Raw genomic sequence first — 16646 nt, 5'->3', positions numbered from 1 at the left:
ATGGGGCAGTCTGACACCTCAGGCACAGGCGATTCGGGGCAGCAGGCTTCCTCGACGACCGATGCGCAATACGAAGGCTGGGACGATGCAAGCCCAACCTATATCTCCAGTCCCAGGCTGAGAGTGGAGGCCCAGAAGGCTCTGATCTGGGTCGGAGTGATCGGGCTTGCCGCGCTGACGGTTTACATATCCCAGTCGCTGCTGGTGATCTTTGCCGCGCTGGTCTTCGCCTCGATGATCGACGGCGGTGCGCGACTGATCGGCCGTTATCTTGCGATTCCCCGCACGCTGCGGATTGCGATGGTGCTCCTGCTGGCGGTCGCCTTCCTCGTGTGGCTCGGCTATTTCGCCGGATCGCAGATTGCCGAACAGGCAGCCACCCTGCCCGCGATCGTCGAAAAGCAGCTCAACCAGCTCATCGATCTCGCGCAGGACAATGGTGTTCAGGTGTCTCTGTCGGACGCGCAGTCGATGCTGAACCAGGTCGTCAGCGGCGTCGGCACCGTCACCCGCGCAATCGGCGGGATCGCCGGTGTCATCGGTACGAGTGCGGTGATCCTGATCATCGGTATTTACGTCGCGCTCGAACCCAACCTCTACGAACGCGGCGTCGAGTGGATGGCGCCGCGCGGCGAACGCAGCGAGCTTCGCAAGACGCTGGCCGAGATGGCGCAGACCCTTCGCCGCCTCATGGCCGGCAGGATCGTCGGCATGGTCTTCGAAGGTTTCTTCACATGGGTCGCGCTGGAGATGTTCGGCGTGCCCATGGCGGCGCTCCTGGGGATTTTGACCGGCCTCCTGGCATTCATCCCCAATATCGGCGCGGTCATCTCCGGCCTGCTGATGGCAATCGTCGGCTTTTCTGCCGGGGTCGAGACGGGGATTGCCGCAGTCGTGATCTACTTCGTCGTCCAGACCTTCGATGGCTACGTCGTGATCCCGATGATTGCGCGCAAAACAGTCGACCTGCCACCCGCACTGGTGCTGGGCGCGCAGCTGATCATGGGCCTGCTTTTCGGGATCATCGGACTACTGCTGGCCGACCCCCTGCTTGCCATGCTCAAGGTCGCACTGGTGCGCCGTTCCGAAGCGAACACCGCGATGCAGGCTGCCGAGGAAGCAGGAAAAGCCAGGTCCGGGGCCGCATAGGGGAAAACCGATGGTTCGCGCATTTCTGTACTTCGTCGCGACGATGATCGTGCTCGTCATTATCGGCACGTTCGCGCTCAACTACTGGTCCGACAAGGCGACCGAAATCGCCTTCGTCCCCAACACCGAATTCGTCGAGCAGGACCCGCTGGCCGACAACGCCTACGCGGACCCCGACATGTGGTATTCGCGCCCCGGCATCGGCACGGCCGATCCCGCGCGCTACCAGCCCGCCATCGCCGAAACGCAGAACCCCCTTCCGCGCAGCGAGAACGAAGGCACGCTGGTCGAACAGGCGAGCAAGGCGGGGTCGCGCCGGATCACTTCCGAAGAGGAGGAGAAGGCCCCGCCCTTCGCAGTCTTCTTCGTCCATCCGACGAGCTACATCCCGACCAACCTCGACCGCGACATCCAGTGGAACGCTCGGCTGGGCGACAAGGAGACCGAGGATCGCGCAAGGCTGTTCCTGCGCGGTCTCGCCAGCCCCTTCAACCGGGCGGCGGAGATCTGGGCGCCCAAGTACCGCCAGGCCACCGTCGGTGCCTTCCTGACCGACAAGCCCGAAGCAGAGCAGGCGATCGACGCGGCATACGGAGATGTCGAACAGGCATTCGACTACTTCCTCGAAAGCGTCGACAAGGATCGACCGATCGTCCTCGCAGGGCACAGCCAGGGCTCGCTCCAGTTGCTGCGACTGCTGCGCGAGCGGATCAAGGGCCGCCCGGTCGAGAAACGCATCGCCGCGGTCTACGCGGTCGGCTGGCCGATCTCGCTCGATCACGACCTGCCCGTTCTGCCGCTGCCTGCTTGCGAGCGCGCCAACGAATCCGGATGCATCCTCAGCTGGTCGAGCTTCGCCGACGATGGCGACCCGACGCAGCTGCTCAAACGTTTCCGCGCGAGCCCCGGGTTCGATGGCAAGCCGCGTGGCGATACCCCGATACTGTGCGTGAACCCGATCACCGGCTTCGCCAACAGCACCGCCCCGGCCGACGACAACAAAGGCACTCTCGTGCCGAGCGAAGACCTCACATCAGGTGAGCTCGTCGCTGGTGCGGTCGGCGCGCGCTGCGACCAGCAGGGCATCCTGCGGATCGGAGACCCGCCCGCGATGGGCTCCGCCGTGCTGCCGGGCGAGAATTACCACGTCTACGATATCCCGCTGTTCTGGCGGAATGTGCAGGAAGACGTCGTCACACGCGTGCGCGAATGGGCGGCAGCGAACTCGTAGGCGAGAGTGCTTCGGGACTGGCCGAGGCGCTGCCCGACGGCGGCGCGCTGATCGGCCTGGACCTGGGCACCAAGACCATCGGTGTCGCCGTGTGCGATGCGGGCTGGCGCTTTGCCAGCGCGCTGAAAACGTTGCCGCGTGGCAAATTCGGCCGCGACCGCGACGAGCTGCGCAAGATGATCGAAGCGCGCAGCGTGCGCGGCATCGTGATCGGCCTGCCGCGCAACATGGACGGCAGCGAAGGCCCGCGCGCGCAGGCGAGCCGCGCCTATGCGCGCAATCTGGCGGAAGCTTTCGGGCTGCCGGTGCTGCTGTGGGACGAGCGCTGGTCCACCCAAAGCGCCGAGGCGGCGATGATCGGGCTCGACGTCAGCCGCCGCAAGCGCGCCGAGCGGATCGATGCCGAAGCGGCCACGGTAATTCTGCAGGCGGCGATCGACGCGGCGACAGGTTCGCCGCTGCTATAGCAAGCGCTGTCCGTTCGCCCTGGGCGGCTTCTCAGCTGTGGGGTGGGATCAGCTCCCCCGCCACCCTCCGCATTGCAGCGCTCGGATGGTGGTCGGCATACTCCGCTGCGAGCGCGAGCGCATCTTCCTGCCCCAATGCCACGCCAAGCCGCAGCATCACCTCGTTCGCACTGGCGTTGAGCACACCCGCGATTGCACCCCGATCAAGGTCGAACTGGTACTGGTCGAACCACCCCTGCGCGGGACTGGCCGCGCAGATATTGAGCGAGACCGAGAGGCTTTCGGGCGGGTGCTGGCAATGGACATCGCGGTGCGCCCGGTAGTGCAGCACGCGGCCCTCGCTCAGCGCCGATCTCTCGACGAAGCGCAGATCCACCTGTTCGCCCACTTCGCCTGCGACGCTCTCGTAGTCATATTCATAGTAGTCGCTGACATAGCCCGGCCCGAAATAGCCGACCGTGAGGAAGTCGAAATTATGGTCGTGCGGCAGGCCGTAGACGAAGCTTCCCGCGCCGCTCGATTGAAAGGCCGGGTCGCCGCGAGCGGGCCAGATATTGGCGCGCAGGAAGTATCCGTTAGCGGGCGGCCTGAGCATGATCGCCTGCGGGCCATAGGCGGTCGCTTCCGGCGCGGAACGATCACAACCCAGCTCTTCAATCAGGATGTCGCCGAGAAATGTCCGGTTGGCGGCGAGACCGGCTAGCAATTCGGCTGCATTGATAAGAGAACGCTCGTCGCTTGGATCAAAGCCAGCCTCATCCAGTCGCGCGACGTATTCCTCGAGCGAAAGCGGCACGGGATCGACCACTTTCAGTTCACGAGGCATAGCTGATCCTGCAGGTGGGCAAGCTGTGGATAAGTTGTGCACAAGCTGTCCCGCAGTGCTCCCGCTTCATCAGCTATCGTATCGTCATTTCGATCCGCAATCCGGCAGAGAGCCCCGAATCCGACGCGTGTGTCGAGCGCAAGTGCATTCCTCAGCGCCTGCCAGCGCGCGCCCTCTCCGGTTTGTCCACAAGCATAGCGCGCCAGCGCCGGTGCGGCATCTTTGCGTCCCATCGCACCCAACAATGCGGCGGCAAGCTCTGCGCGTCCTTCTGCAGGGCTGGCGGAGGCGCGGTGAACGATCTTGCCGGTTGCGATGTCGACCTGCCGCGTCGATGCAGGGTTTTCGGGCTCGCGAACCAGTCGGAGAACGACAAGCGGCGTGTCGAGCGCAAGGATTGCGCGTGAATGGTCCTTGTCACCGCAAAAGCGTGTTCCGGGTCGCAATGGCAGCATAGAACCCTGCAGAGGACCATTCGCTTCGAACGCGTAGGCCATCCCCCTGCCCGTGCCCGCCAGGACGATCTCGTGCCGCTCGCAATCGGTGAAGGCGATACTCCTTGCAGGCGCATCGGACTGCGGCTCGATCGCAATCAGCGAAAGCGTTACGCGACCGACCCGATGCAACTGAATCGTGCCGACACCGCCCGAATGGCTGTGCCGAAAAGGCACCTGCGCGAGCGGATCGGCACGGCATGCTTCGACCATCGCCATGAGCCACTCGTTGGCGAAACCCACGGCTGCGTCGCCAGCCATAAGCTGCGATAATTCGGCACATTCGGGCAGCGTTGCTCCCTGCGCGAAGGTCGAGCAGTCTTCGAGAATCTTCCCGGTGTCGTCTCGCGATTGCCACCGCGCCTTGGCCAAGTTCACACGACCCTGCGCCCCCACGATCGCTGGATGATCGCTGGCGTAATGTTGGAGAGCAGGGTCGATGTGCACGTGGCGCCAGCCTCAGAGCATCGCGTCCGGCGGGAGCACTTCGTAGAGATACACCATCAGGTACACGATACGGTCGTCGATACCCGGCGTGTCGGCTTGAAAGAAGCTGCCCACCAGACCCGGCGCATCGGCGAGCCCCGGCAGATTTTCGAGCAGGATATTTGGCAGATTCATTGGCGCTAGGTCCCCCTTGCTTTGCGCGCGGCACCCCCACCGCGCCGGGGCACCGTTCCTGCAAAGACCCAGGGCAGGCGAATTAAAATATTGTCATCGCTGCGCGTACCGCACAGATGGCAGCGCATGGAAAAACAGCCATCTCCCAGAGATCCATCCGCCACGTTCGACCCGAAAGGTGCTGCGCAATTCCTGCTTTCCGGCGGGCATCCCGGCTGGCTCGGCCTGTCCTATCGCGGCCACGGCGAAGACTGGACCGAGCTCACCCTGCCCTGGCGCGAAGACCTGGTCGGCGACGATGTGCGCCGCGTCATCGCGTCCGGACCGATCTTCTCGATGCTGGACATGGGTGGCGGGATGGCGATCTGGACCCGTGAGAAACGATTCGTCGCTGTTGCCACGCTCGACATGCGGGTGGACTATCAACGCCCCGCCGGGGAGCGGGCCGATGTGATTGGACGCTGCGAATGCTTCCGTACCACGCGGTCTGCCGCGTTCGTGCGAGGGATCGCTCACGATGGCGATCCGGACGATCCGGTCGCGACGATGGCGGCGGTTTACATGACCATCGGCAACTCCGGCGCGGGAGGATCCAAGAATGGCTGAGCAAGCGCGCCCCGACCTGCTTTCCAATTATGCCCGCTCGCTCGGCATCGAGGTGGCCGAGTTCGAGGACGGCATGCCTGTGTTCTGGGTATCGGGCATCGACGCCATCGAAGGCCGCCCCGGCCATTTCCACGGCGGAGCGACCAGCGGCCTGATGGAAACGGCAGGCTACGCAGCATTGCGCGTTGCGCTGAGCGAGGCTGGCGAAGAAGCGCAGCTCAAGCCAATTAACATCACCGTCCAGTTTCTAGCCGCAGCCAAGAAAGCTCCGCTGTTCGCCAAGGCGCGGATCACCAAGCTCGGCCGACGCAGCGCCAATGTGACGGTCGAAGCATGGCAGGATCAGCGCGACCGGCCCCGGGCAAGCGCGGTGATGAACGTCATGATCCAGCGGGCCGTGCCTGAAGGCGCCTGATTAGCACGCGCTAGTTCGCCGGCGCCGCTTCGGTCTCTCGCGCAGCGGGTAACGGCGGCGCCGCGCGCGGCTCGCCCGGCGGTGCATCGATCGGTGGCGCTTCCCTGTCGGGCGTTTCTTCGCGGATCGTGATGCCGCTGGCATCCGTCGTGATCTCGACATTGTCCTCCGCAACAGGCGCGGGAATGTCGCTCGCGTCGGGAACATCGAGCGGCTGGACCGGTGCAGTCGGGCTCTGGCGACGCGTCGGCTCGCCGGGCCCGATGCCTTGGGCGCGCAGCATGAAGCTTTTCCAGATTTTCGCAGGCAAACCGCCGCCGCTGATACCCTTGAGCGGCGTGTTGTCGTCATTGCCGATCCACACGCCCACCACGAGGTCGCCTGCATAGCCGACGAACAGCGCGTCGCGATTGTTTTGCGTCGTCCCGGTCTTGCCGAAATTGACACCCGGCAGCCGCGCGTTGCGTCCGGTCCCCTCGTTCACCGCAGCGCGCAGAAGCTGCTCGATCTCGCGGTGCGTGGAGTTGGAGGTGCTGCGCGGGGCGTTGAAGATGCTGTCCCACAATCCGCGCGGCTCGCGCAGGAACGCGGTCGGTCGCACGGGGTAGGAATTGCCCGCGATCCCTGCATAGGCGGCGGTCAGCTCCATCAGGGACATCCCCGCCGTGCCCAAGGCCACGCTCGGGTCGCCGCGCGGGATCGGGCTGGTTATGCCAAGATCGCGCGCAAGGTCGATCACCTTGCCGCTGCCGACCTCGTTGAACATGCGCACCGCGGCTACATTGCTAGATCGGGCGAATGCCTGTTCCAGAGTGAGGAAATCGGAATATTTGCCGTCGTAGTTCTCGGGCCGGTAGCTGCCTTCGGTGAAGGGTCTGTTGCTGACCGGATCGTCGGGCTGATAACCGTCCTTCAGCGCCGCGAGATAGACAATGGTCTTGAACGTGGAGCCGGGCTGGCGTTGCGCCTGCGTCGCACGGTTGAAGGCGCTTTTCGAGTAGTCCTTCCCCCCGATCATGGCGACGACTTCTCCATTGGGCCGCATCGCGACCAGCGCCGCCTGCGCATCGCCCAGCGGTGCCTTGGCGATCACGTCGCTCGCGATACCTTGTAAACGCGCGTCGAGTGTCGTCGTCAGAGCCTGCAATGCATAACCGGGCGAAGTGCGATCGCGCGCCTCGGGCAGGGCCCAGTCGGCGAAATAGGTGCCCGTGGGCAGATCGTTGGTCAGCCGCATGTCGAGCTTGGGCGGCTGCATTGCTTCGGCCTCTTCCGAGGTCATGAACCCGGCCGACACCAGGCTCGCCTTCACTGCCTGCATCCGGTCGACCGCGCGATCGTAATGCTGCGACGGTGCGTAGGCGGAGGGAGCCTTGAGCAGCCCCGCCAGCATCGCAGCCTGACTGGGCGTGAGCTTTTCGGGCTGGCGATAGAAATAGTGCAGGCTCGCTGCGCGCAAGCCGTAGGTGTTGTCACCAAAGTACGCGTTCGAGAGATAGCGTTCGAGGATCTCGTCCTTGGTCAGCCATGTTTCCAGCCAGAACGCGATCAGCATCTCGCGCGCTTTGCGCGACAGCGACTGTTCGGGCGTCAGGAAGGTGAACTTCGCGAGCTGCTGGGTGATCGTGCTGCCGCCCTGCGTCGGCCCGCCGGTCATGTTGTTCCACGTCGCACGCGCAAGGCCGCGGGGGTCGACCCCCCAGTGATCGTAGAACCGGCGATCCTCCGTCGCCAGGAACGCATCGACCACGTGGTCGGGCAGGCGGTCTATCTCGACCGGTTCGTCATACACCGCCCCGTTTCGAGCGATCGGCGTTCCGTCGGCGGCGAGCAGCGTGACCTGCGGAGGTGCGATCGGTTCGAGCGATTTGGAAAGCGGCGCGGTGATCGTCAGCCACGCGACGATCAGGATCAGCAGCAGGGCAAAGGCCGCGACCGCGCGGACGGCCCAGTAACGGGTTTCGTGAGAGCGCAGGATGTCCAGCGCTCGCTGGCCGATGCCCGGCCCGGTCGACCTGTAATCGAAGTCGGTATCGTCCCCGTCCCACGGGTCTTCCAGCATGCTCTCGCGGGTGGAATAATAGCCGCTATGGCCCACGGGAGCTGCCCCGTGTCCGGTCCAGTCGTCTCCGGAGCCCCGCCGTGCCATGTTTCGTCCTTACTCCAACCTTAGGGCCGGCACCAGCGGCAAGCGGGCCCTCTACTTCCACACAACTATACCCGGGATTTAGAAACCTCGGATTTACCACTCGGCTGTAACACCAGCAAATGTGGCGAAATTTTCTTCAGATGACGCTATGAGCGACAATGGACACGCTCCCCTGATCAGGCGGGGCAGCGCGCTGTACAGACTCTTTCACTTACAGCTGATCGATCATCGGCCCGAAGAGAAGGACATCGAGTGGTGGGCGCGATGTCGGCTGGAGCACATCTGCGTTACGCCCTACCTCGCGTACGACTTCCTGCGAACATCGATAGCAGCGCTCGTCTTCAGCACGTTCATGTCGCTGACGTTCGTCGATCTCTTCGTATTATCCGGCATTGCGGTCGGAGTTTGCCAGATGGTCGTCAACCGGCGTCGCAAGACCCAGGTGCATCCACACTCCGACACGCTCACGCTGGTCAGGCGACTTGTCGTGCTCCGCACGATCTTGTGGGGCACATTCGCCGCAATCGCATTGAGCCATGCCCCGATCGAATACCTGCCCGCATTGCTGCCCACAGCCATCATGGTGATGTGGATCGAATCGGTTGCGCTGATCGCCGTGCCTCGTGCGGCAGTCCTCAATGCCGCGATCAACGGATCGACCATCGCAATCGCGGTTGTGCCAATTGGCGGCGCGGTCGCGATGGGCGGGATCACCGTGGCGCTTTGCAGTTTCCTCGCCCTTCACTGGCTCGTTTTCCACCTGAACTACATGTTTGCGACCCGCCGGCTACGCACGCGCAAGCTGACGGAGGCGAACGAAACGATCCAACTGTTGCTCAACCAGTACGACCAGGATGGTAGCGACTGGCTGTTCGAATGTACCGAAGACGGCCATATCATGCGCCCGAGCGGTCGCTTTTGCGATGCCGCGGGACGTAGTGCCGAGCGACTGGAGGGTATGCAGCTGCTCGACTTGTTCTACGACTCCCCCGAACGCGCCGAGTTACGCCACATGGGTGGGCAGGACGAAAGCTTTCAGCGGGTTGTCGTACCGCTCAGGATACGGGGCGAGCAGCGTTGGTGGTCGATCTCCGCTCGTAAGGTCACTTCGGACGACGACGAGACGCGACGCTACTGGCGTGGTTTCGTCGCCGATGTGACCACCGCACGCGAGGCAGAGGCGCGGATCAAGTACATGGCGCATTACGACGTGTTGACCGATCTGCCCAACCGCGCCCTGTTCAATACGACCATCAAACGTGCCTTCGATCGTCTGGGCTCGGACGGAATGGTCGCGATCCTCGCGATCGACCTCGATCACTTCAAAGCCATCAATGACACCTTCGGCCATACAGGCGGCGATGTGGTGCTAAAGGAAGCAGCACGCAGGATCGAGAAATGCGTGCCTCCTGGTGCGATGGTGGCGAGATTTGGCGGTGATGAATACGCCGTCCTCATCGAACACCCGCTCAGCCGCGAGCGCGTAATCGAAGTGGCTCACAGGATCGTCGATGCGATGGATCGCCCGATCGTGATCGAAGGCCAGAAAGCAAGTGTCGGGGCCAGCGTAGGCATCGCGTTCGGCCCCGATGACGGTTGCATCAGTGACGAAGCCATCTACGCAGCCGACCTCGCGCTGTACGACGCCAAATTGCGCGGGCGAAAGACCGCGAGTATCTTCAACCTTCGGATGCACGAAGAGGTGCAGGAGCGCCGTCAGCTCGAATTCGAACTGCGCGATGCGCTCGTGAATGGCGAGCTGGAACTGCACTATCAGCCGCTTGTGGCGACGCAAAGCATGGAGACCGTCGGGTACGAGGCACTGCTGCGCTGGAACCATCCCACCCGCGGCCCGGTCAGTCCCGACCAGTTCATTCCTATCGCGGAAGAAACCGGCCAGATTGTCCAGATCGGCGAATGGGTGCTGCGCGAGGCTCTGGCAGAGGCCGCTCGCTGGCCCGATCATCTTACGGTGTCGGTCAACCTGTCCCCTGTGCAGACGATGGACAAGGAACTCTACGGGACCATCGTCCACGCACTCGCGGCGAGCGCGGTGCCCGCCCATCGGCTCGAGCTCGAGATTACCGAAACCGTGCTGATGCGCGAGTGCGATGAGACGATCGCCCTGCTGCACAAGATCCGCGCGCTCGGTGTGCGCATCGCGCTCGACGATTTCGGAACCGGCTATTCCTCGCTCAACTACCTGCGCGCCTTCCCGTTCGACAAGATCAAGATCGACCGCTGCTTCGTGGGCGACATGGCCGAGCGCGAGGATAGCGACACCATCGTCAAGGCGGTGATCGCCCTGGCGACCCGCCTGAACATGAGTACGACCGCGGAGGGTATCGAAAACGCCGAGCAGATGGAGTTGTTGCGCGCTACCGAATGCAGCCAGATGCAGGGTTACCTGTTCAGCCGAGCGGTCCCTGCGGCGCAGCTGGTCCACCGAGTGCCGACACGAAAAGTCGCGGCGCCGTCGGTCGAACGGCTCGCTTCAAGATCGCCGAAAAGCCAGCCCAGGCGCGAAAAGGAAATCAGCCGTCGAGCGGGCTGACGACAGGGCATTCGGGCGTCAGGCCGATCCTACGACGCTTTCCGGCAGATCTTCGCCGAACACGCGCTGGTAGTACTCCGCCACCAGCATCCGCTCCGCTTCGTCGCACTTGTTGAGGAAGCTGACGCGGAAGGCGAAGCCGATATCCTTGAAGATCGCGGTATTCTGCGCCCAGGTGATGACGGTGCGCGGGCTCATCACGGTCGAGATATCGCCGTTCATGAAGCCCTGCCGCGATAGATCCGCCACCTTGATCATGTTGGCGATGGTCTTCTTGTCCATTTCCGGCGCCTTGGTAGCGACGATGGCTCCCTCGGTCTCTGCGGGCAGATAATTAAGTCCAACGACCACATTCCAGCGGTCCATCTGGCCCTGGTTGATCTGCTGCGTGCCATGGTAGAGCCCACTGGTATCGCCGAGCCCGACGGTGTTCGCGGTGGCGAACAGGCGGAAGCCGGGGTTTGGGCGGATCACCCGATTCTGGTCGAGCAGCGTCAGCTTGCCCTCCGCTTCCAGCACGCGCTGGATCACGAACATTACATCTGGGCGGCCCGCGTCGTATTCGTCGAAAACCAGCGCGACCGGGTGCTGCAAGGCCCAGGGCAGCAAGCCTTCGCGAAACTCGGTCACCTGCAAGCCGTCGCGCAGCACGATCGCGTCGCGGCCGACCAGGTCGATACGGCTGATATGCGCGTCGAGGTTGATGCGCACGCACGGCCAGTTCAGACGCGCCGCGACCTGTTCGATATGCGTCGACTTGCCGGTGCCATGATAGCCCTGCACCATCACGCGGCGGTTGAACGCGAAACCGGCCAGGATCGCCATCGTCGTATCCGGATCGAACACGTAGCTGTCGTCGCGATCGGGCACGCGGTCATCCGCCTTGCTGAAGGCGGGTACCTGCCAGTCGATATCCACGCCGAAGGTCTCGCGCACGTCGATCTTGGTGTCGGGCGCGGCGAGCACGGTGCTCTCGGTCGGATTGAAGGTCTTGCTGTCGGTCATCGCAGGCGGGACTAGAGAGGTTGCGCAGCCCTCGCAAGACGGCTTCGGCGATGGATTTCCAATCCTCGGCGATAGCCTATATTTCGCTGCCATGGCGCGCAGCGATCCTCTCGACCCCCTGCTCAACCCGGTGCGCGACGCGATCGTCAACCAGGTGCGCGCCGCGTTCAATCAGGGCAAGGTGCCCGAAACGCGCATTCCGCCTTCCGATGAAGCGCTGTTCGTGAAGGATTCGCCCATCCGCATGGTGCACGCGGATGTGATGGGAATGATGATCGGCGGCATTCGCGGGCTCTTCCTGCAAATGCTCCACCCGGCAGCGTTGCAGGGCGTGCTCGACTACTCGAATTTCCGCGAGGACGCGCAGGGGCGCTTCCATCGCACCGCGCAGTTCATCTCGGTCACGACCTTCGGCCACCGCGACGGCGCGCAGGACGCCATCGCGCGGGTCAACCAGATCCACCGCAAGATCACTGGCACCCTGCCCGACGGCACGCCTTATGCCGCGAGCGATCCTCGCACTGCGGCGTGGGTCCATATCGCCGAAGCATCGAGCTTCCTGGCAGGCTATCTGCGCCATGCGCGACCCGGCATGCCTCACGCCGAGCAGGACGAGTACTATGCGCAAATGGCGGTGATCGGGCGCGCACTGGGGGCCGATCCCGTGCCGACCAGCGTGGCCGAAGCGGAAGCGATCCTGCGCGATCTGCGCGGCGACCTCACCACATCCAAAGAAGCGCGCGAGGTCGCGCAATTCGTGCTCGCGATCCGTCCGCAAGGCTTTCCGGTCGCCTTGCAGCAGGCGATCGCGGCGGAGGCGGTGATGCTATTGCCGCCCTTCGCGCGTTCGATGCTGGGTCTGCACCGCCCCGGCCTTGCTGCCCTGCCTGCCCGCGCGACCACGCGCGCGCTTGGGCGAACCCTGCGCTGGGCGATGCGGCAGTAACGTTCTCAGCGCGGCAGGTGGAACAGGTCGATGAAACGCTCCGCCACCTTCGCATCGCCTTCGATCGTCGCGCCGACTGCGCCGGCGGATTGCTTGCCGTAGAACACCGCTGCCAATTGCGGAGCTTCGGCGACGATGAAGACGCTCTCCGCACCATCCGGATCGCCCCGCTCGATCGGCAGCTCTCCATCGGCAAGACTCGCGATGAAGCTGTCCTCGCCGATCCGGAAACCGATTGTGGCGCTCCACTGCCCCGCCCGACCCTGATCGAGCATTGTCCGCAGCGAGATCATGAAGGACACCGCAGACAGCGGCAGGGTCGGATCGTGCAAGGGAGAGGTGGCGGCCCAGCGGCCCAGTTCCTGCAGGATCGTCTCCGCGGAATAGCCCCACTCGGTCAGTTCGTAGACCTGCGATGCGGCGGGGGGCGGCAGCTTGTGACGGGTCAGCACGCCAGCCTCTGCCAGTGTCGCCAGCCGCTCCGTCAGGACCTTTGCGCTGATCCCCGGCAAGGTTGCGCGCAAATCGGAAAAGCGGCGCGGCCCCATCATCAGTTCGCGGATGATCAGGAGCGACCAGCGTTCACCCACCAGTTCGAGAGCAAACGCCGTACCGCATGCATCGTCGTACCATCTTCCGTGCAGATTAGTTTCTTTTTGTAACTTCATTGTTGCCTTACGTAATCGCGACGCGCATAAGATTCAATATCGAGTCGCGGGAATTGAGAGGACGCTGCGATGACAAAAATGATTTTCGTGAACCTGCCGGTCGCCGATCTGGCCGCCTCGACCGCGTTCTATTCCGCGCTCGGCTTCACGCAGAACCACATGTTCTCGGACGAAACCGCCAGCGGGATGGAATGGAGCAACACGATCAAGGTGATGCTGCTGAGCCACGACAAGTGGAAAAGCTTCACCAGCAAGCCCATCGTCGACGCTCATTCCGCCGCGCAAGTCGCGCTGTGTGTCAGCATGGAAAGCCGTGAGGCGGTCGACGAGATTACCGAGACCGCAGGTAAGCACGGCGGCAAGGCCGACATCAACCCGAAGCAGGAATTCGGCGACATGATGTATGGTCGCAGTTTCGAAGACCCAGACGGGCATGTGTGGGAGCCTATGTGGATGAACCCGTCCATGGCTACCGACGGCCCGCCCGCCGAAGCCGCCGTCGACGCCTGAGGCAACGGCGGCATGTCGATGATCGATCCCGGCGCCGATATCGAAATAACCGGCTATCAGTGGGTGCCACCGTTCGCGCGCGGTTTCGTGCGCGATCTGCGCCCGCGCTGGGCGTGCGAGGAGGCAGGCATCCCGTATCGCGAGCGACTTGCCGACGTGACCGACAAACCGGACTGGCTGCTCGCCGCGCAGCCTTGGGGGCAGGTCCCCACTATGCGCGATGGAGACATCGTGCTGTTCGAAAGCGGTGCGGCCCTGCTGCATCTCGGAGAGAAGAGCGAGGCTCTGCTGCCGCGCGAGCCGAAGCAGCGCGCCGACGCGATTTCGTGGCTGTTCGGCGCGTTCAATTCGGTCGAACCGTGGATGTTCGAGTGGGTCGACGTCACCGCCTTCGCACGCGACGAGGATTGGGCCAGGCTTCGCCGCCCGAGCCTCGAGGAATTCATCGCCAAGCGTCTCGCACCGCTTGAACAGCGACTGGGCGGGCAGGATTGGCTCGGCGAGACCTTCACCATCGCAGACATAGCCATGGTCACGGTGCTGCGAGCCATCGGCGGTAGTCAACTGCTTGCCGACCATCCTGCAACGCAAGCCTACGTCGCGCGCGGGGAAGCCCGCCCGGCATTCCAGGAGGCAATGGCCGACCAGCTTGCAGCCTTCGACCGCCACGATCCGCCGAATTCCAAGGGAGAGTAAGAATGTACGTGAATGGATTCGTCCTCGCAGTGCCTGGGGGCAACAAGGCCGCCTACATCGATGTCGCCAAGAAGTTCTGGCCGCTGGCCAAGGAGTTCGGCGCGGTAAGCCAGGTCGAATGCTGGGAAGCCGATGTGCAGGACGGGCACACCACCGATTTCCGCCGCGCCACCAAGGCAGAGGATGGCGAGAAGATCGTCTTCAGCTGGGTCATATGGCCCGATCAGGCAACCGCAAAGGCCGCGGAGAAGAAGATGATGGAAGACCCGCGGATGGCGGAGTTCGGCGATATGCCGTTCGACGGCAAGCGGATGATCTTCGGCGGGTTCGAGCCGATCGTCGAAGAACACGCCTGAGGAGGACCGAATGGCCGATAGCAAACGCGGTGCCTTCATCTGGTACGAACTGATGACCGACGACCCGGCAGGCGCGCGCGAATTCTATCGCGCGGTTGTCGGCTGGGTGATCGAGGCAGAGGGGCAGACAATGCCTACCGGTTCGACCTATCGAATGATCGGTCGGTCGGACGGCGGCTTCGCCGGTGGCGCGCTCGAAATCACCGCCGACATGAAGGCGGGCGGCGCGACCCCGGTCTGGCTCGGTTATATCCACCACCCCAATGTCGATGGTGCAGTATCGGCATTGAAGGACGCTGGCGGCACGGTGCACATGCCGCCAATGGACATGCCCGGCGTCGGCCGTATGGCGATGGTTTCCGACCCGCAGGGCGCGGTTCTCTACATCATGAGCCCTACCCCGCCCGCCGACGATCCCGATGCTACCAGCGACGTCTTCTCGGTCGACAAGGCGCAACACATGCGCTGGAACGAGCTGTGGACCAGCGACCCGGACGCTGCCGTTTCGCTCTACACCGACCTGTTCGGATGGACGCAGGAAGGTGCCATGCCGATGGGGCCGATGGGCGACTATCTCTTCATCCAGAACGAGGGGGTCGGCGTTGGTGCAATTGGGAAGACGCAAGCCGATGGCGAAGGCTCACGCTGGCAGTATTTCGCGGGCGTCGACGATATCGACCGCGCCTGTGCGGCGGTCACCGAAAACGGCGGCAAGCTGCTCGGCGACCCGCAGCAAATTCCCGGCGGCGAATACACGGTTTATGCGCATGATCCGCAGGGCGCGACCATCGGCCTGGTCGGGCCCAGAGGTTGAATGGCATATGGGAGACTGAGGATGGCTGACTACACATTCTACACCAACCCGATGAGCCGGGGGCAGATCGCCCGCTGGGCGCTGCACGAGGCGGGTGCCGATTACGAACAGGTGATCATCGAATACGGACCCGATCAGCCCGCAGGGTTCGTCAAGGCCAATCCGATGCGCAAATTCCCCACGCTCGTGCATCACCACGGCGGCCATGACCATGTGGTCACCGAAGCGGCGGCCATCTGCCACTATCTCGCGGAAATGCACCCCGATGCAGGGCTGCTCCCCGACGCGCACGAGAAGGCGGACTATTTCCGCTACCTCTTCTTCGCCGCCGGGCCGGTCGAGCAGGCGGTGGTCGCAAACAGCATGGGCTGGTCGTCCGATGACCCGCAGAAACAGGGCATGCTCGGCTACGGCAGTTTCGAGCGTACGGTCGACGCGTTCGAATCCATGCTGGCCGGGCGCGACTATGTCTGCGGCGACCGGTTCACGATGGCGGACGTCTATGTCGGGTCGCATGTCGACTGGGGCATGCAGTTCGGATCGCTCCCCCAGCGCGACGTGTTCGAAGCCTACGCGGATCGGCTGCGGACGCGCGACGCATACAAGGCGGCAAAGGACATCGACAACACGCTGATCGCAGAGCGGGAGGCGGCCAATGCCTGAGGCCCGATCCGCCCTGTGCCTGTGGTTCAAGGACCGGGCCGACGAAGCCGCGCAATTCTATTGCGATCTGTTCCCCGACAGTAAGATGGGCAGCGTCGAACGATCCCCGTCGGACTACCCCGGCGGCAAGGAAGGCGACGTGTTGCTCGCCAATTTCACGCTCCTCGGGATGCAGGCGCTCGCGCTCAACGGCAATCCGGGCGAGTTCTCCGACGCGGTCTCGATGCAGGTGTTTACCGATACACAGGAAGAAACCGACCGCTACTGGGCAGCGCTGACTGCCGATGGCGGCGGAGAAATGGCGTGCAGCTGGTGCCGCGACCGGTTCGGGATGCGCTGGCAGATCGTGCCGCGTGTGTTGACCGAAGGGCTCGGCGACCCCGACCCGGCGGCGCGCAAGCGCGTGTACGTGGCGATGATGGGCATGGCGAAGATCGATCACGCCGCCATCGAAGCCGCACGACGAGGAGACTGAC

At 63.7% G+C, this 16646-nt stretch carries 19 protein-coding genes; 13 read left to right on the top strand and 6 right to left on the bottom strand.

The window, feature by feature from the left end:
• Genes AAG591_RS02165 through ruvX form a run of 3 tightly spaced genes read left to right on the top strand, consistent with a single transcriptional unit; the run spans nt 1 to nt 2847 of the window.
• Nucleotides 1–1149, top strand: coding sequence for an AI-2E family transporter (locus AAG591_RS02165; protein WP_342529282.1), 1149 nt, complete (start codon nt 1–3; stop codon nt 1147–1149).
• A gap of 10 nt (nt 1150–1159) precedes the next feature.
• The gene (locus AAG591_RS02160; protein ID WP_342529281.1) at nt 1160–2380 is read left to right on the top strand and encodes a DUF3089 domain-containing protein; all 1221 of its coding nucleotides are present in this window, start codon (nt 1160–1162) and stop codon (nt 2378–2380) included.
• Entirely contained in the window at nt 2359–2847 is a 489-nt protein-coding gene (gene ruvX / locus AAG591_RS02155; protein ID WP_342529280.1) for a Holliday junction resolvase RuvX, read from the top strand. The genes AAG591_RS02160 and ruvX overlap by 22 nt, the downstream gene beginning before the upstream one ends.
• 31 nt (nt 2848–2878) lie before the next feature.
• Here ruvX and AAG591_RS02150 read toward each other — a convergent pair whose 3' ends face one another.
• The 3 genes from AAG591_RS02150 to AAG591_RS02140 all read right to left on the bottom strand — a co-directional run bounded on the left by AAG591_RS02150 (nt 2879) and on the right by AAG591_RS02140 (nt 4788).
• On the bottom strand, nt 2879–3673 hold the full coding sequence (locus tag AAG591_RS02150; protein ID WP_342529278.1) for a transposase: 795 nt from the start codon (nt 3671–3673) through the stop codon (nt 2879–2881).
• Nucleotides 3658–4545 carry a hypothetical protein gene (locus AAG591_RS02145; RefSeq protein WP_342529276.1) on the bottom strand — a complete coding sequence of 296 codons (888 nt, stop codon included), beginning with the start codon at nt 4543–4545 and terminating at the stop codon, nt 3658–3660. Before AAG591_RS02145 ends, AAG591_RS02150 begins: the two co-directional genes overlap by 16 nt.
• Before the next feature lie 81 nt (nt 4546–4626).
• Nucleotides 4627–4788 (bottom strand): hypothetical protein, encoded by a 162-nt coding sequence (locus AAG591_RS02140; RefSeq protein WP_342529275.1) that lies wholly within the window; start codon nt 4786–4788, stop codon nt 4627–4629.
• Between the two features lie 126 nt (nt 4789–4914).
• Here AAG591_RS02140 and AAG591_RS02135 point away from each other — a divergent pair, with 126 nt between their 5' ends.
• Together AAG591_RS02135 and AAG591_RS02130 are read left to right on the top strand one after the other, a co-directional pair.
• Complete coding sequence (locus tag AAG591_RS02135; protein WP_342529273.1) at nt 4915–5394, top strand: PaaI family thioesterase; 480 nt, start codon at nt 4915–4917, stop codon at nt 5392–5394.
• Complete coding sequence (locus tag AAG591_RS02130) at nt 5387–5809, top strand: PaaI family thioesterase (protein WP_342529272.1); 423 nt, start codon at nt 5387–5389, stop codon at nt 5807–5809. The genes AAG591_RS02135 and AAG591_RS02130 overlap by 8 nt, the downstream gene beginning before the upstream one ends.
• 10 nt (nt 5810–5819) lie before the next feature.
• Here the strand turns inward: AAG591_RS02130 and AAG591_RS02125 are convergent, their stop codons facing one another.
• Nucleotides 5820–7958 (bottom strand): transglycosylase domain-containing protein, encoded by a 2139-nt coding sequence (locus tag AAG591_RS02125; RefSeq protein ID WP_342529271.1) that lies wholly within the window; start codon nt 7956–7958, stop codon nt 5820–5822.
• A gap of 148 nt (nt 7959–8106) precedes the next feature.
• On the opposite strand from AAG591_RS02125, the gene AAG591_RS02120 reads away from it, so the two are divergent.
• Nucleotides 8107–10512, top strand: a complete 2406-nt coding sequence (locus AAG591_RS02120; RefSeq protein WP_342529270.1) for a putative bifunctional diguanylate cyclase/phosphodiesterase — start codon at nt 8107–8109, stop codon at nt 10510–10512.
• A gap of 18 nt (nt 10513–10530) precedes the next feature.
• Here AAG591_RS02120 and cobS read toward each other — a convergent pair whose 3' ends face one another.
• Nucleotides 10531–11517 carry a cobaltochelatase subunit CobS gene (cobS, locus tag AAG591_RS02115; RefSeq protein WP_342529269.1) on the bottom strand — a complete coding sequence of 329 codons (987 nt, stop codon included), beginning with the start codon at nt 11515–11517 and terminating at the stop codon, nt 10531–10533.
• A 91-nt stretch (nt 11518–11608) separates the two neighbouring features.
• On the opposite strand from cobS, the gene AAG591_RS02110 reads away from it, so the two are divergent.
• Complete coding sequence (locus AAG591_RS02110; RefSeq protein ID WP_342529268.1) at nt 11609–12463, top strand: oxygenase MpaB family protein; 855 nt, start codon at nt 11609–11611, stop codon at nt 12461–12463.
• 5 nt (nt 12464–12468) lie between these two features.
• On the opposite strand, the gene AAG591_RS02105 is transcribed toward AAG591_RS02110, so the two are convergent.
• Nucleotides 12469–13131: a winged helix-turn-helix transcriptional regulator gene (locus tag AAG591_RS02105; RefSeq protein WP_342529267.1), complete on the bottom strand. Its 663-nt coding sequence runs from the start codon at nt 13129–13131 to the stop codon at nt 12469–12471.
• Between the two features lie 69 nt (nt 13132–13200).
• Between AAG591_RS02105 and AAG591_RS02100 the strand changes: the two genes are divergently transcribed.
• From AAG591_RS02100 to AAG591_RS02075, 6 genes are read left to right on the top strand one after another with little or no spacing between them, the layout of a single operon-like run.
• Entirely contained in the window at nt 13201–13641 is a 441-nt protein-coding gene (locus tag AAG591_RS02100; RefSeq protein WP_342529265.1) for a VOC family protein, read from the top strand.
• An 18-nt stretch (nt 13642–13659) separates the two neighbouring features.
• Nucleotides 13660–14337: a glutathione S-transferase family protein gene (locus tag AAG591_RS02095; RefSeq protein WP_342529263.1), complete on the top strand. Its 678-nt coding sequence runs from the start codon at nt 13660–13662 to the stop codon at nt 14335–14337.
• A gap of 2 nt (nt 14338–14339) precedes the next feature.
• Nucleotides 14340–14693, top strand: coding sequence for a DUF1428 domain-containing protein (locus AAG591_RS02090; protein WP_342529261.1), 354 nt, complete (start codon nt 14340–14342; stop codon nt 14691–14693).
• Nucleotides 14694–14703: 10 nt separating this feature from the next.
• On the top strand, nt 14704–15507 hold the full coding sequence (locus AAG591_RS02085) for a VOC family protein (protein WP_342529260.1): 804 nt from the start codon (nt 14704–14706) through the stop codon (nt 15505–15507).
• A gap of 21 nt (nt 15508–15528) precedes the next feature.
• Nucleotides 15529–16170 carry a glutathione S-transferase family protein gene (locus AAG591_RS02080; protein ID WP_342529257.1) on the top strand — a complete coding sequence of 214 codons (642 nt, stop codon included), beginning with the start codon at nt 15529–15531 and terminating at the stop codon, nt 16168–16170.
• Nucleotides 16163–16645, top strand: coding sequence for a VOC family protein (locus tag AAG591_RS02075; protein WP_342529255.1), 483 nt, complete (start codon nt 16163–16165; stop codon nt 16643–16645). The genes AAG591_RS02080 and AAG591_RS02075 overlap by 8 nt, the downstream gene beginning before the upstream one ends.
• The last annotated feature ends 1 nt before the right edge of the window (nt 16646 follow it).

The sequence above is a fragment of the Citromicrobium bathyomarinum genome (assembly GCF_038594485.1).
In the GTDB taxonomy this organism is placed as follows: domain Bacteria; phylum Pseudomonadota; class Alphaproteobacteria; order Sphingomonadales; family Sphingomonadaceae; genus Alteriqipengyuania; species Alteriqipengyuania bathyomarina_A.
Note: the sequence above shows the minus strand (reverse complement) of the source record. Positions and strands in the feature narration are given on the sequence as shown.